Consider the following 13,229-nt stretch of genomic DNA (forward strand, 5'->3'; position numbering starts at 1 on the left):
CGGCCGGCCGTGACGAGGCGCCTGATCCGATCGGAATTTCCGTATTCGCCGCCCGCGGCCGGGAGCGTGTGCTGCGTCTCGCGGCCGAAAAACCCATCCATGTCGGGCCGGCGCTCTCGGTCATCGACATCCTCGCCGTCCTGTACACGTCCGTGCTCCGCCGCCGGTCGCGGGAACCGCACTGGCCGGACCGCGACCGACTGCTGCTGAGCAAGGGCCACGGGGCCTACGGCCTGTACGCGGTACTGGCCGAGGCCGGTGTGCTCGACGCGGACCTCGCCGCTCTGCCCGGGCACCCCGCGGACGGCATCCCCGGCGTCGAGGCGGCGACCGGGGCGCTGGGACACGGCCTGTCCCTGGGCTGCGGCATGGCACTGGGGGCGCGCCTGGGCGGATCGCCGGGCCGGGTGATCGTGGTCACGGGCGACGGCGAGCTGGACGAAGGCACCAACTGGGAGGCCGCGCAGTTCGCCGCGCACCACCGCCTGGACAACCTCGTCGCCGTGGTCGACCGCAACGGCTTGCAGCAGGAAGGCAGAACCGAGCACGTCCTGGCGCTGGAGCCGCTCGCCGACAAATGGCGCGCCTTCGGCTGGCGCGTGGCACACGCCGACGGCCACGACCCCGCCGCTCTGCACCACACGCTGTCCGCGCTGCTGGCCGCGCCCGGCCCCGGCGTGCTCCTCGCCCGGACGGTCAAGGGGCGCGGGGTGTCCTTCATCGAGGACGACGCCCGGTGGCACTCGGGCCGCCTGACACCGGAGCAACTCGACCGGGCACTCGGCGAATTGGCGGCCGGAGCGGGCACCGCGCGCGGAGCGGAGCAGGAAGCCCCCGGCCGCGGACCCGGCGAGGTGTCCGCCGGACGGGACGTGCGGGCATGAGCGGCACGGCCCGGAGCATGCGCGCCGCGTGCGCGCCGGTGATCGCCGAGACCGTCCGCCGCTGCCCCGACCTCATCACGCTGGGCGCCGACGGGCAGGCGCTGTTCGGCACGGTGATCGGCGAGAGCCCCGAGCGCTACGTCGAGGTGGGCATCGCCGAGAGCAACCTCGTCGGCGTCGCCGCCGGGCTGGCGCGCACCGGGTGGCGCCCGGTGGTCGGCGCCATGGCACCGTTCCTGGTGCGGCGCGCCTACGAGCAGCTCAGGCTCGATGTGGCGCTGCCCGGCCTGCCCGTGGCCCTGCTCGGTGTCGGCGGCGGACTGGGCTACGGCGCGCTGGGGCCCACCCACCACGCCGTCGACGACATCGCCCTGATGTCCGCGCTGCCGCACATGGGCATCTACTGCCCGGCCGACGCGGCGGACGCCGCCCACGTCCTGCGGCACTTCCTGCCGCCCACACGGCCCGCCTACGTACGGCTGAGCGCCCGGGTGGACCCGCCGGTCTTCCGCCCGGACGGAACGGCCGAACCCGGCGACCCGCACGAGGTACGGGTGCTGCGCGGCGGAGCCGACGCGCTCCTGCTGGCCACCGGCCGGTGCGTCGCCGAGGCGTCGGCCGCCGCCGAGCGGTGCGCGGCACACGGCCTGGACGTCGCCGTCGCGGCCGTGACCTGTCTGCGCCCGTTCCCCACCGACCAGGTGCGCGCCCTCGGCGAGAACCGTCCGCTGGTCGTCACCGCGGCCGAGGAGTTGGGCCACTGCGGCCTGGGAGCGGCGGTGGCCGAGGCCCTGCGCGGCAGCGGGACGCCGCTGCTCCGGCTGGCTGTGGACGACCGCCATCCGCCGGTGGGTGAGCACGACGAACTGCTCGCGTTCCACGGCGTCGACCGGACCGCGATCGAGTCCGCTGTGGTGCGCGCCCTCATCGGGAAAGGTGATCATGAAGATTCTCGCTAGCGCACAGGCGTGCGGGTTCGGTCCGGTCTCCAAACTCGTCGCCGTCTCGTCGCTGCTCGGCACCGACCGGGTGGACTTCGTCGGCCAGGGCGTCGCCCTGGACTACGCCCGCCGGCACGCCGAACGCTTCGGTGCGGTGCACCCCGCCGACACCACCCGCGGCGACCTGCTCGCCCCGCGCCTGGCCGACGCCGACGCGGTCATCAGCGTCATGGACGCCGACCTGGTCTTCTGGGCGGTACGCCACGGCCGCCCGGTGGTGTTCTTCGACAGCCTGCTGCACTTCTGGTCCCGCACCCACCCGGCGGCCCGGCTCGCCGACGTGGCCCGGACGGTGCGCGAGGGCGGCGCCCGCGCCGCGCGCACCGCCTTCGAAGCGCTCGGCCCCCACCAGCGGATCCTCGTCGCCCACCTGATCGCCGACCTCTCCTGGGCGCAGAACTTCCCCGGAGTGCGGGAGCGCGTCGCCGAACTGGCCGCCACGGGCGCCGGGCACATCCGGCTGTGCGGGCCCGTCGTCGACACCGCCACGCTGCACGGCGCACTCGCCGAACCCGCGGACGAGCAGACCGCGGGCAGCTTCCTGGTCAACCTCGGCGGTTTCAAGAACTTCTACCTGGACTACGCCTCGCACAACGCCTACCTCCACCTGATGCGGCGCTGGGTGCTCGACCTGGCGGAGAAGGCATCCGACCTGGACCACGTCCTGGTGTGCTGCGGCGGATTCACCCGGCCCGAGACCGTCCAGGTGGGCACCGTACGCGTCGAGTTCACCTGCCTGACCCACCAGGACTTCCTGCGCCGCCTCGCCGGCACCGGCATGTGCGCCATGCCGCCGAGCCTGACCTCTCTCCAGGAGGCGGTCATCGCACGGCGCATGCCGCTGCTGCTGCCCGAACAGCACTACGGGCACATCGTCAACCGCCGCCACCTGGCCGGTACCGCCGTCAGCCGGCACGCCGCGTGCCTGACGGACCTGGGCGAGGAATACCAGGTCGCCGAGGACGACTTGGAAGGCACCAGGGAACTCGACCGGCTCACCCGCAGGCTGGTCGACGACGAGCCGGACTACCAGCAGTTCCGCGCCCACGTCGACGAGCGCACCGCCGCCTACCGCGCGCTGACCCCCAAGGAGCGCGAGGGCGCGGTCGACGAGGTGGCCGCCCTGCTGGGCGGGCCCTCGCTCGGCTCCGTCATCGCCGAACTCAAGGGAGCGCTCCTGGAGTCGGGGGGCCGCCGATGACCGCCGGCCGGACCGCGACGACACCTCCGCCCGCGGCACAGACGTACCGGGCAGCGGCCGGCGTACGGATCGGCACCGAGACCGGCGACCGGATCGAGGTCGGCGCCGTGGCGCAGGAGGTGCTGGCGCTGCACCTGGAGCGCACCGGGCGGCCCGCACCGCCCGAGCGGAACATCGCCGTCCGGCACTGGATACCGGCCGGGGCCCGCAAGACCAGGCGGCGGCTGTTCGTGCGCGTCGACGTCGGGGGCGTCCCGGTCGGCGTGGCCAAGGTCCCGCTCGCCGCCCAGGATCCCAAGTTGACCCACGAGTTCACGGTGCTCACCGGGCTGCCCGCCGCCTTCCCCCTGGCACGCCCCGGGCCGCTGGGTCGCCTCGGCGCCGGCTTCGCCATGACGTACCTCGACGGCGTCGACCTCCCGGCGGTCGGGCAACTCACCGCGGGCCCCGAGGAGTTCTGGCACGTGATGCGGCCCGTGGTGGACGGCGTGGCCGCGCTGCACCTCACCACGGCCGCCGGGGCACCCCACCTGACACCGGAACAGGCGGCCGCCCAGTACGTCCGCCGCCCCTGGACGGGGGCCGAGCACGCCGACAACGCCCTCCGGCGCGCGCTGCTGGCCCCCACACACGGCGACCTCGGACCCTGGAACGTGCGCTACGAGCCCGGCCGGGGCACCGTGCGGCTGCTGGACTTCGAGGACTACAAGCCGCTCGGGATCGCCGCCGTCGACGTGCTCAACCTCCTGGTCACCAGCGGCCTGCTGGTGTTCCCCGACTACCGCGAGCACGGTTTCGACTGGCTGTACGACCGTGTCTTCGAGAGCGACCACTGGTTCTGCGGGGCGCTCGCCCGGGGCCTGGCCCATTACGCCGCCGCCACCGGGCAGCGCACCGCCGACGTCGCCGATCTGACCCCGCTGATGTGCCAGTGGCTGATCGAACGGATCACCGCCGAAGGCCGCGACACCAGCGGCATGTTCTACCGCACATTCGCCGACCGCTATCTGAGCGGCCGGCCGGCCTGGGTGAGGAGTGCCGATGCCTGACGAGGACACGCAGCACACCGATGTCCTGGTGATCGGCGGTGGCCCGGCCGGGCTGTTCGCCGCGCTGACGGTGGCCCGCGCCGGAGGACGGGCCACCGTCCTGGAAGCCGGCGGCGACATGGACCAGAGCCTGTGCCCCCGGGTGCGCGCCCGGCTGAGCGGGCGCACGGTCCGCGACGCCGAGAAGTTCCGCCTCCAGTGCCCGCGCTGCGACTGCCTGACCGGGCTGGGCGGCGCCGCCTTCCACTTCGACACCGACCTGGGCTACATCAACGCCCTCACCCGCTCCAAGATCGAATCCGCGGAGGACGGCACCTCACGCACCTACAGCGGGCTGGAGCGCACGCTCGGCTCCTTCGGCCGCGCCCGCGACCTCGTCGCCGAGGTCTACGAGACCCTCTTCGGGCTGGGGCTGCCCCGGGCCGCCCACCCCTCGGCACCGGCCCGCGCGGACGACGACATCCAAGGCACCGGCGGCGCGTTCCAGCACATCGACACCGCGCCCTCGCAGAGCGTCACCGTCGACGTCGCACTCGGTGTCATCGCCGAGATCCGCGCGGAGCTGGAGCGCGCCGGCAGCCGGCTCCTGCTGCGGCACACGGCGACCGGAGTGCGCCCGCTGCCCGGCAACGGATTCGCCGTGCACGCCCGATCGCCCCGCGGCCCGGTGCACTTCGAGGCCGCCGCCGTGGTCGTGGCCACCGGCAAGCTCGGCCTGCCCTGGGTCCGCGAGCTGGTCGAGACCCAGCGGATCCGGTGCCGCCCCGCACGCCGCGTCGATGTCGGCGTCCGGCTGGAGACCGACCGCGCCGACCTCGCCCCGCTGCTGGACGGCTGCCACAACCCGAAGCTGTCCTTCCTCAACGACCGCGGCGAGTCCGTGCGCACGTTCTGTGTGTGCGAGGGCGGCCGGGTCATGCAGTACGCGTTCCTCGACGCCGTCGCCCTGGACGGCCAGCACTGCCTCAACCAGCCCACCAGCCGTTCCAACATGGGCGTACTGACCACCGTCGGCCTCCCGGAGGGAGCGGACGGTACCGCCTACGCACGCGACTTCGCCGGCCGTGTCGCCCGGCTCGGCGGCGGCCGGCCCGTCGTGTGCACCGTCGACGAACTGGCCACCGGGAAGACCGGCGACGAGCCGCCGTCCACCAGCCTCATCGACTACGCGCACGCCCCTCTGCGGCAGTGCCTGCCCGAGCCGATCGTGCGGGACGTGCTGGAGATGGCCGACCGGCTCAACTCCCTCCACCCCGGCCTGATCCCCGGCTCCGCCGCCGTCGCCGCCCCCGTCGTCGAACGGCTCTTCCCCGACCTGGAGCTCTCCCACGACATGGAGTCCTCACTGCCGGGCCTCTACTTCGTCGGCGACTCCTCCTCGAAGATCATCGGCATCACCTACGGCGCCGCCACGGGGATGGCCGCCGCCCGTTCGATCACCGGCGCGAGCGCCCCCGCCGGCAGGGGAGGCCGGCCGTGACCCTCCTCCTCCCACGCAGCCGCCCCGACCGGCCCGCACACCACTCCGCGCTCGACCTGCCGCTCGACCCCCGCGCCGCGGACCTGCTCGCCGCGCGGAAGCGCCCGGCCGATCTGCTCGCCGGACTGCTGGCCGTCGTCCTGGACCGCTACGGGAGCGCGTGGACGATCCTGGGCCACGAGCAGGGCCGCGCCGTCCGGTACGAGGCGCGACCGGCCGCGCTGGACGGGACGTTCGCCGAGGTGCCGCTGCGTCCCGCCCCGGCCGGCGGAGCGGCCACCGACAGGGACCGGCCCTGCGCGGCCGTCCTGCCGCCCGGCACCCGCGGGCTGCCCGCCGCGCTGCACGCGGTCGTCTGGGCCGTCACCCCGCACGACGGCTCCCTCACCGTCCACTACGACGACACCATCCTGGGCGCACCGACCGCCCGCCGCATGGCCGAGCACCTCCGGCTGCTGCTGGACACCGCCGCGGCCGAACCCACCGCCCGCACAGCCGCGTTCCCCCTCCTCCTGCCCGACGAGCGGCGGCAGCTGGCGGAGTGGAACCCGCAGCCCGCGCCCCGCCCCACCGACACCCTGCACGCCCTGTTCCGGGCCCAGGCCGCACGGACCCCCGAACACCCGGCGCTGGTCATGGGCGCACGGACCTTGACCTACCGGCAGCTCGACGAGGCGTCGGACCACCTCGCCCGGCGGCTGCGGCCCGCTGTCGCCGAACCCGGCGACCTGATGGTCGTGTCCGGCGAACGCTCCACGGAGCTGTTCACGGCGGTGCTCGCCGTGCTCAAGGCGGGCGCCGGCTACGTCCACCTCGACCCCGCGCTGCCCACGGCGCGCGCCGAGGCGATGCTGCGGCTGACCCGCCCGGCCGCCACGCTGCGCACCACCACCGGACACCCGCTCACCGACCACGCGGACGCGCTCCGGGTGGAAGAGGCCCTCTCCGAGAGCGACGGGACGCCGCAGCCGCCGGACCCGCTGACGGAGATCGCGCACGACGGCAGCACCGCGTACGTCATCTTCACCTCCGGCAGCACCGGCGAACCCAAGGCGGTCCTGCGCCCGCACCGGATGCACACCGCCCGTATCCACCTGGAACAACGGCTGTACGGCATGGGAGCCGACGACCGTCATCTCCTCAAGTCGGCCATCAGCTTCCGGGAGTTCCTCTGGCCGCTGGCCAGCGGCGGCACCGCCGTGATCGCCGAACCCGGCCGCGACCGCGACGACCGCTATCTGGCCGAACTCATCGACCGCGAACGCCTCACGACCGTCAGCTTCGTCCCCTCGATGCTGCGGCTGCTGCTCGCCCAGCCCGCTTTCCGCCGGGCCGCCGCCCTGCGGCACGTCTTCGTCGGCGGCGAGCCGCTCGGCACCGACCTGGAGGAGCGGGTACGCGCACTCGGCCGCGAACTGCACAACACCTACACCCTGAGCGAGGCCGACTACGTCTGCCACCGCCAGGGACCGCGGGGCGCCCGGCCCGAGCACGGCGACGCCGCCACCGTGATCGGCCGCCCGCTGGACATGCACGTCTACCTGTGCGACCGGCACGGCCACCCGGTGCCGCCCGGCGCGGTCGGCGAGATCCTCACCGGCGGGCCCGGGCTCGCCGACGGCTACCTCGGACGGCCCGAACTGACCGCCGAACGCTTCGTCGCCAACACCCTCGACCCCCAGGGCCCCGCCCGCCTCTTCCGCACCGGAGACCTCGCCCGCCACCGCGCGGACGGGCAGTTGGAGTACCTCGGGCGCGCCGACGCGCAGGTGAAGGTACGCGGACAGCGGGTCGAGCCGGCCGAGGTGGAACTGGTCCTGCGGACGCACCCCGAGGTCGCCGACGCCGCGGTGGCCGGTGTCGCCGACGCCGACCAGGGCGCCCTGCTGGCCGCCTACGTGGTACCCGGCGCCGCCGAACCCTCGGTCGGCGCCCTGCGGACCTTCGTCGCCGACCGGCTGCCGGACTTCATGGTGCCCAGCTACTTCGCCGTCGTCCCCGCGCTTCCCCTGCTGGACAGCGGCAAGGTCGACCGCGCCCGGCTCCAGGTGCCCTCCCGGGCACGCCCACCGCTGGACGTGCCCTGCGCACGGCCCTCGACCCCCGGACAGCGCACCGCCGCCCGGCTGTTCGCCCAGGTGCTCGGCCTCGACGAGGCGGGCCTGGACGACGACTTCTTCCAGCTCGGCGGCGACTCCCTGCGGCTGATGCTGCTGCGCAGCGCCGTCGAAGCGGACACCGGCACCGAGATCGACCTGGCCGACCTGCTGCGCGCCGCCACCCCGCGCGCCCTGGCCGCCCTGGTACGGGACCGCTCCGAGCCCGCCGCCGGGACGGAGACGCAGCACGCACCGGCCGACACACGCCGGCTGCGGGCCGCGCGGCTGCGGCAGCAGGCCGCACGCACCCGGCACCGCGCCGTGCCCGGCACCCCCGGTGCCCAGGAGGAGAGCCGATGAACTCCGACGAACTCGCGGTCGCCATCGTCGGCATGGCGGTGCGGCTGCCCGGCAGCGACGACCTGGACACGTACTGGCGCAACCTGCTGGCCGGCCGCTGCGGCATCACCCGCCGCGGCGCGGCGGCCGGCGACTTCGTGCCCGCCTACGGCACGCTCCGCGCGGCCGGCCACTTCGACCCGGGCCGGTTCGGCATCTCCGAGGCCGAGGCGCTGCTCATCGACCCGCAGCAGCGGCTGCTCCTGGAGAGCGTCGACGAGGCGTTCGCCGCCGCGCACATCGACCCGCAGCGCGCCGGACGGGTGGCCACCTACGCCGGTGTCGGCCGCAACGACTACGAGAGCTGGGTGGCCGACGCACTGGCCGGCCGCCCCGGCGTCGACGAGATGTCCCTGGAGATCGCCAACGGGCGCGACTACGCGGCCGGCCGGATCGCCTACCGGCTGGGACTCGGCGGCGCCGCCGTCGCGGTCCAGTGCGCCTGCTCCACCTCGCTGGTCGCCGTCCACCTGGCCTGCCAGGACCTGCTCGGCTTCGGCGCCGACACGGCGATCGCGACGACCGCGGCCGTCCGGGTGCCCGCGCCGCGCGGCTACCCGGCACCGCCCGGCGGCATCGGCTCGCCCGACGGGGTGTGCCGCCCCTTCGACGCCGCGGCCAACGGCACCGTCCCCGGCGACGGCGCCGGCGCCCTGATCCTCAAGCGGCTGGCCGACGCCCGGGCCGACGGCGACACGGTCTGGGCCGTCGTCCGCGGCTCCGCGGCGAACAACGACGGCTCCGTCAAATCAGGCTTCGCGGGCGTCAACAGCGCGGCGCAGCGGGACGTCGTACGGGCCGCGCTGGAAGCCTCCGGCGTGGGCCCGGAAGAGATCGACTACGTCGAGGCGCACGGCAGCGGCACCCTGCTCGGAGACGCGGCCGAATGGACCGCCCTCAGCGAGGTGTTCGGCCCGAGCGGCAAGCCCGTGCACATCGGAGCCGTCAAAGCCGGCGTCGGGCACCTGCGGGAGGCCGCGGGCATCGCGGGCCTGGCCAAGGCCGTGCTGAGCCTGCGGCACAACCGGCTCGTGCGCACCCCGCACTTCCGGTCGCTGCCCCGGGCCCTGGCCCGTCGCGGCCCGAACCTGCTGCCCGTCGAGGAAACCCTGGAGTGGGCCGAACCCGCCGGCGGCGTACGGCGAGCCGGAGTGAGCGCCTTCGGCCTGGGCGGCACCAACTGCCACCTCGTGCTGGAGGCCGCACCACCTGCCGCCCCGCCGGCCCCCTGCCGTGAGGGCCTGATCCTCCTCTCCAGCCACCGCGCCGACACCCTCGACCAGGACACCGAGGCCCTGCGCACCGAAGTCGAACGGGAGCCCGCACAGGCCGGAGACCTCGCCCACAGCTCCCAGACGGGCCGCCGCCGACTGCCCCGGCGCCGCTTCGTCGTCCTCGGCCCCGAGCCGGCCGTGGACGAGGCGTTCGCCGCCGACCGGCTCCGCCACCAGACCGGCACCGCACCCGCGCACCGCCCCGAGATCGGCTTCGTCCTGCCCGGCATCGGCAGCCACTACCCCTCCATGGGCGCCGGCCTGGCCGCCACCGACCCGGTCTTCGCCCGGCACCTGCGCGCCTCGGTGACCGTCGCCGACGCACTCACCGACGGCGCGGTCGGTGCGCGCTTCGCCCACGCCGGAGACGAACGCCGGGCCGGTACCGCAGACGACCGGCTCGACCTGCGGGCCATGCTGCGCCGCCGGGACACACCGCGGGCACCGGCCGGCACGCTGCGCGAGCTGCACCTCGGCCTGTTCTGCCTCGAACTCGCCCTGGCCCGCACGCTGATGGAGCTGGGCATCCGGCCCGCCGTCCTGGTGGGGCACAGCCTGGGGGAGTGGGTCGGCGCCGTCCTGGCCGGGGTGATCGACCCCGAGCCCGCGATGGCCGCGGTGGCCCGCCGCGCCGACCTGGTCACCCGGGCCGGGAACGGGGCGATGCTGGCCGTGCTGGCGCCCGCCGAGGACGTCGACCGCTTCACGCGGGACGGCGTGTGGCTGGCCGCCGACAACGCCCCCACCCACTGCGTCCTGTCCGGAGTGCCCGCCGACATCGAGGCCGTGGGCGAAGAGCTGACCGGCAAGGGATTCTCCGTCCTGCCGCTGGACACCGCGCACCCGTTCCACACCCCGCAGCTCGCCGACGCCGCGCGGGCGCTCGGCGACGACCTGGCCGGCATCGAACTGCGCCCGCCCCGCATCCCGCTGGCCTCCAGCGTCCTGGGGGAGTGGCTGTCCGATCAGGTCACCGACCCCGCCTACTGGCGGCGCCACCTGGTCAGCACCGTCCGCTTCCGCGCCGCCGCCCGGCTCGCGCTCGACCGCGTGGGAGTGCTGGTCGAGGTCGGACCCGGCACCGCACGCCCCTGGCTGCTCCAGGCCGACCCCGAAGCGGTCTGCGTGCGCACCGTACGGCAGGACTACGAGCGGATCCCCGACAGGGACGTGCTCCTGGAGGCGCTGGGAAAGCTGTGGCTGCACGGCGTGGAGTGCGACTGGACCGCGCTCGGCGGACCCGGACGGGCACGCGCCCCGCTGCCCGCCCCGCATCTGCACCGGCGGCGCTTCCTGCCGGACACCCCGCCGCCCACCGCCGGGACCACCGCGACTCCGGAACCGGCCGCACCCACCGCCGCACGAGCGCCGGACCCGCCCGCGGGCGCGGCCCCGCCCGAGGCCGCGCCCGCACACCCGGAGGCCGCCGACGCCCTGGAGGCCCATCTCGCCGGACAGTGGCGGGCCCTGCTCGGGCTGCGCGAAGTCCACCCGGACGACCACTTCTTCCATCTGGGCGGCGACTCCCTCATGGGCGTCCACCTCATCGCCGGCATCCAGCGGCTGACCGGCCGGAAGGTGCCGTCCTCGGAGGTCTTCGCCTCCGCGCGGTTCGCCGGGATGGTCGCACGGGTGCGCACCTGGCTCGCCGAAGAGCCCGCCGCCCAGCAGCACCCGCCGGGCCACGAGACCCGCTCACCCGAAGGAGACCCCCATGGCTGAGGGAACGGCCCTCCGCCCCGCGCACGCCCTCGGCGCCGCGGCCACGGCCGGCGCACCGCCCGCCGCGCAGCGCCAGGACACCACCGACCCGACAGGCACGGAGGACGCCAGGTGAAAGCCTTTACCGACAGCTGGGTGGACCGGTTCTCCACCGTCTACGCCGACGCCCCCCTCGCGGAACTCTCCTGGTTCACCGGGGCCCCGGGTATCGAACTGATCAAGCTCGTCATCGACGGCGTGATACCGCGCGGCGCCCGCGTGATCGACCTGGGCAGCGGCCCGGGCGTGGACGCCGTCTTCCTCGCCGCCCAGGGCATGCGCGTCACCGGCGTCGACCTGTCGCCCGAAGCCGTGGCCCGGGCCCGCTCCTGGGCCGAACTGGCCGGAGTGGGAGCCGAGTTCGTCCAAGGAGACGTCCTCGACGTGCCGCTGCCCGACCACCGGGCGGACCTCGTCACCGACTCCTTCGTCTTCCACAACATGCGGGACGAGGCCCGTGACCGCTACGCCGCCCAGGTGCACCGACTGCTGCGCCCCGGCGGCCTGTTCGTCCTCAACTCCTTCTCCGACCACATGGTCGCCGGCACCGGGCCGCGCCGCGTGACCAGCGCCGAGATCCTCGACACCTTCGACAGCGACCGGTTCGAGTGCGAGGAACTGCGCCTCTACCGGAACCTGCCGACGGAGAAGAAACCCGAACAGATCCACTGGATCGGCCGGTTCAGGACGCGCGGATGAACGGGCGGTTCGACGGCAAGCGGGTCCTGGTCACCGGCGGCGGCCGGGGCATCGGCCGGCAGGTTGCGCTCGGCTTCGCCGCCGAAGGAGCCGACGTGGCGGTGCTGGCCCGTACGGCGGAGCAGGTCGAGTCGGTCGCCGCGGAACTCGCCGAAGGCGGCACGAAAGCGCTCCCTGTGGTCTGCGACGTCGCCGACGCCGGACAGGTGACCGAGGCCGAGCGGAAGGTGACCGGGGAGTTCGGCGACGTGGACGTCCTCGTCAACGCTGCCGGGCTGTTCTCCATGGGGCCCTCCGCCGCCTACGACACCGAGCAGGCACGCGCCCTGCTGGACACCAACGTCCTGGGCACCCTGCGGTGCTGCCAGGTCTTCGGCCGCCGGATGCTGGCCCGGCAGCACGGGAAGATCGTCAACTTCGGCTCGCTGCTCTCCTTCACCGCCTTCCCGGAGAGAGCCGCCTACGCGGCGAGCAAGGCCGGGGTGCTGCAACTGACCCGTGTGCTCGGCGTGGAGTGGGCCCCCTCGGGCGTCAACGTCAACGCCGTCGCCCCCGGAATGATCCGGATCGAGACGCCGCACCCGGCCGCACTCGACGAGGACGCCCTCACCCGCCGCATCCCCGCCGGCCGCCGCGGCCGGCCCCGGGACCTCACCGGCCCGGTCCGCTTCCTCGCCTCGGAAGAGGCCGACTACATCAACGGCCAGACACTCGTGGTCGACGGAGGGTGGCTCAACTATGGCTACCTCTAGTCCCGCCGGCACTCCCCGCCGGCCCGCCTCCGACGAGAGCCGGACCCTGCCCGCGTCCGTGTGCGTGTTCTGCGGAAGCGCCGACGGCCCCCACGAGGGGTACCGGCAGACCGCCGAGAAACTCGGACTGCTGATCGCCGAGCGCGGCCACCGCCTCGTGTACGGCGCGGGCGGCATCGGCCTGATGGGCGCCGTCGCCCGCGCCGCACAGCTCGGCGGCGCACAGATCCACGGTGTCATCCCCGCGTTCCTGCGCGAGCGGGAAGTCGGGGACGAACTGCCCGACCAGACACTGGAGTTGACCGACAGCCTGGCCGAGCGCAAACGCGTCATGATCGAGCGGTCCGACGCCTTCATCGCGCTCCCCGGCGGATACGGAACCCTCGACGAGGTGCTGGAGATCCTGTCCATGGCGGCGCTCGGCCTGCCCGTCGGCCCCCTGGTGCTCCTGGACGTGGACGGCGACTGGACCGGCCTGGACCAGCTCGTGGCGAGCGTGCACGCCCGCGGGTTCGCCCGCGACCGGGAACTCTTCGGTCGTGCCACCTCCCCCGCCCAGGCCCTGGATCTGGTCGCCGCCCGGATGACGCCCGCCGGCGCGGCGCGGGCCACCGGATGAGAGGGGAGAGC

11 protein-coding genes are annotated in these 13,229 nt (G+C 74.6%); all 11 read left to right on the plus strand.

What is annotated here, in order from left to right; translation table 11 throughout:
• Nucleotides 1–68: 68 nt before the first annotated feature.
• From SCA03_RS08895 to SCA03_RS08940, 11 genes are read left to right on the plus strand one after another with little or no spacing between them, the layout of a single operon-like run.
• Nucleotides 69–884, plus strand: coding sequence for a transketolase (locus SCA03_RS08895; RefSeq protein ID WP_211293559.1), 816 nt, complete (start codon nucleotides 69–71; stop codon nucleotides 882–884).
• The gene (locus SCA03_RS08900) at nucleotides 881–1,843 is read left to right on the plus strand and encodes a transketolase family protein (protein ID WP_086817769.1); all 963 of its coding nucleotides are present in this window, start codon (nucleotides 881–883) and stop codon (nucleotides 1,841–1,843) included. Before SCA03_RS08895 ends, SCA03_RS08900 begins: the two co-directional genes overlap by 4 nt.
• A complete protein-coding gene (locus SCA03_RS08905) occupies nucleotides 1,827–3,086 on the plus strand; it encodes an alpha/beta hydrolase family protein (RefSeq protein WP_086817770.1) in 1,260 nt (419 codons plus the stop codon). The genes SCA03_RS08900 and SCA03_RS08905 overlap by 17 nt, the downstream gene beginning before the upstream one ends.
• Complete coding sequence (locus tag SCA03_RS08910) at nucleotides 3,083–4,135, plus strand: phosphotransferase family protein (RefSeq protein ID WP_086817771.1); 1,053 nt, start codon at nucleotides 3,083–3,085, stop codon at nucleotides 4,133–4,135. Before SCA03_RS08905 ends, SCA03_RS08910 begins: the two co-directional genes overlap by 4 nt.
• A complete protein-coding gene (locus SCA03_RS08915) occupies nucleotides 4,128–5,615 on the plus strand; it encodes an FAD-binding protein (RefSeq protein WP_086817772.1) in 1,488 nt (495 codons plus the stop codon). The genes SCA03_RS08910 and SCA03_RS08915 overlap by 8 nt, the downstream gene beginning before the upstream one ends.
• On the plus strand, nucleotides 5,612–8,074 hold the full coding sequence (locus tag SCA03_RS08920) for a non-ribosomal peptide synthetase (RefSeq protein ID WP_086817773.1): 2,463 nt from the start codon (nucleotides 5,612–5,614) through the stop codon (nucleotides 8,072–8,074). Before SCA03_RS08915 ends, SCA03_RS08920 begins: the two co-directional genes overlap by 4 nt.
• Complete coding sequence (locus tag SCA03_RS08925) at nucleotides 8,071–11,109, plus strand: type I polyketide synthase (protein WP_086817774.1); 3,039 nt, start codon at nucleotides 8,071–8,073, stop codon at nucleotides 11,107–11,109. The genes SCA03_RS08920 and SCA03_RS08925 overlap by 4 nt, the downstream gene beginning before the upstream one ends.
• The gene (locus tag SCA03_RS36760; protein ID WP_267883202.1) at nucleotides 11,102–11,224 is read left to right on the plus strand and encodes a hypothetical protein; all 123 of its coding nucleotides are present in this window, start codon (nucleotides 11,102–11,104) and stop codon (nucleotides 11,222–11,224) included. Before SCA03_RS08925 ends, SCA03_RS36760 begins: the two co-directional genes overlap by 8 nt.
• Entirely contained in the window at nucleotides 11,221–11,847 is a 627-nt protein-coding gene (locus SCA03_RS08930; protein ID WP_086817775.1) for a class I SAM-dependent methyltransferase, read from the plus strand. The genes SCA03_RS36760 and SCA03_RS08930 overlap by 4 nt, the downstream gene beginning before the upstream one ends.
• Nucleotides 11,844–12,599 (plus strand): SDR family NAD(P)-dependent oxidoreductase, encoded by a 756-nt coding sequence (locus tag SCA03_RS08935; RefSeq protein WP_086817776.1) that lies wholly within the window; start codon nucleotides 11,844–11,846, stop codon nucleotides 12,597–12,599. Before SCA03_RS08930 ends, SCA03_RS08935 begins: the two co-directional genes overlap by 4 nt.
• The gene (locus SCA03_RS08940) at nucleotides 12,586–13,218 is read left to right on the plus strand and encodes an LOG family protein (protein ID WP_086817777.1); all 633 of its coding nucleotides are present in this window, start codon (nucleotides 12,586–12,588) and stop codon (nucleotides 13,216–13,218) included. Before SCA03_RS08935 ends, SCA03_RS08940 begins: the two co-directional genes overlap by 14 nt.
• Nucleotides 13,219–13,229: the final 11 nt, after the last annotated feature.

The organism is Streptomyces cacaoi, assembly GCF_006539165.1.
Classification (GTDB): Bacteria; Actinomycetota; Actinomycetes; order Streptomycetales; family Streptomycetaceae; genus Streptomyces; species Streptomyces cacaoi.